This is a genomic window from Streptomyces sp. NPDC051173, assembly GCF_040689515.1.
Lineage (GTDB): Bacteria > Actinomycetota > Actinomycetes > Streptomycetales > Streptomycetaceae > Streptomyces.
This window is the reverse complement of record NZ_JBFBBD010000171.1, coordinates 1-1,677: the sequence shown is the minus strand read 5'-3', so window position 1 is coordinate 1,677 and position 1,677 is coordinate 1. Positions and strand designations below refer to the sequence as shown.

Genomic DNA, 1,677 nt, shown 5'->3' with positions numbered 1-1,677 from the left:
AGTGGTCTGCGTCGTAAATCCTTCGGGGGTTGACTTCGGTGCTGCTTGTAGGCGTGCTCGCACTCAGCTGTTGAGGGCGGTGAGGTGGAGGTGGCAGGCGGTGTCGAGGGCGTCCTCGGGGGTGCCGCTGTGGCTGCCGGTGGGCAGGAGGGCGTCCTGGTAGCGGTCGCTGGCGGGGTCATGGAGGGCGAAGCCCCACCGGCTCGCGGTGCCGGTGTAGCGCAGACGCATCAGCTTGAGGCGCTCGCCATCAGCCAGTTCGCCTTCCACGTAGGCGTACTGGCCCCGGTGGCGGACATACAGGCCGGCCAGCTGCGGCCAAGCCGTTTCGGCGTGTATCTGCAGGTACAACTCAAGCTGGAGCCGGGTGTGTTCCGAGGGCGTGGGCACAGCCGACATCCTGCCGCAGGACTGGGGGCCGGCGCGCGGCAGGATGTCGTCTGTCGTGATCCACTTCTCGTGATCGGCATGCCTGCCTTGCCCGTTGCCTTCGCCTGCCCGATAGTCCTGACCGCCTCGGAACGCGAGCGGCTCAAGAAGATGGCCTACGGCCACAAGGCCGAGTACCGGCTCCGTCAGCGCGCGCAGGTTGTCCTGCACGCGGCCCGGGGCCGCTCCAACGCCCGCATCGCCCGGGAGACCGGGCTGCACCTGGACACGGTCCGCTGCTGGCGGGGCCGTTTCGCCGCTCACCGGCTGCCGGCCCTGGGTGATCGCAAGCGCTCCGGGCGCCCGGCCGCCTTCACACCGTTACAAACCGCCCAGGTCAAGGCCCTGGCCTGCCAACTGCCCGCCGAGAGCGGCACACCGCTCTCGCGCTGGTCGGCCCGGGAGCTGGCCCGCGAGGTCGTCGGCCGCGCCATCGCCGGCGCGATCTCCGCCTCCACGGTGCGGCGCTGGCTCAGGCAGGACGCGCTCAAGCCCTGGCAGTACCAGTCCTGGATCTTCATCACCGACCCCGGCTTCCGCCCCAAGGCCGAGCGCGTCCTCGATCTGTACGCCCGCACCTGGGACGGCGAGCGGCTCGGCGCGGACGAGTACGTGATCAGCGCGGACGAGAAGACCTCCATCCAGGCCCGCTGCCGCTGCCACCCCACCCTGGCCCCCGGGCAGGCCAGAGCGATGCGGGTGAACCACACCTACGGCCGCGGCGGCGCGCTGGCCTACCTGGCCGCCTACGACGTCCACCACGCGAAGGTCTTCGGCCGCTGCGAGCCGAAAACCGGCATCGCCCCGTTCATGAACCTGGTCGACCAGGTCATGACCCAAGAGCCCTACGCCAGCGCGAAACGCGTGTTCTGGATCGTGGACAACGGCTCCTCCCACCGCGGCAAGAAGGCCGCCGACCGGCTGAGAGCCGCCTACCCGAACGCGGTCCTCGTCCACACCCCCGTCCACGCCTCCTGGTTAAACCAGGTGGAGATCTACTTCTCCGTCGTGCAGCGCAAGGTCGTGACACCCAACGACTTCACCGACCTCAACGAGGTCGCGGACCGGCTCCGAGCCTTCGAAGACCGCTACAACGCCACGGCACAGCCGTTCCAGTGGAAGTTCACCACCTCCGACCTGGACGATCTGCTGGCCAGACTCGACCGGCACACCGCCGATCACCCAGAAGAATCCTCCGCCGCCCCAGCCGCATGATCAACCCCCGAAGGATTTACGACGCAGACCACT

Annotated in this window: 2 protein-coding genes; one reads left to right on the top strand and one right to left on the bottom strand. The window is 68.9% G+C overall.

Annotated elements, in window-relative coordinates:
• Positions 1-63: 63 nt before the first annotated feature.
• Positions 64-390, bottom strand: coding sequence for a hypothetical protein (locus AB0435_RS34140; protein WP_366428736.1), 327 nt, complete (start codon positions 388-390; stop codon positions 64-66).
• Between the two features lie 78 nt (positions 391-468).
• Between AB0435_RS34140 and AB0435_RS34135 the strand changes: the two genes are divergently transcribed.
• Positions 469-1,644, top strand: coding sequence for an IS630 family transposase (locus AB0435_RS34135; protein WP_366428735.1), 1,176 nt, complete (start codon positions 469-471; stop codon positions 1,642-1,644).
• Positions 1,645-1,677 lie beyond the last annotated feature (33 nt).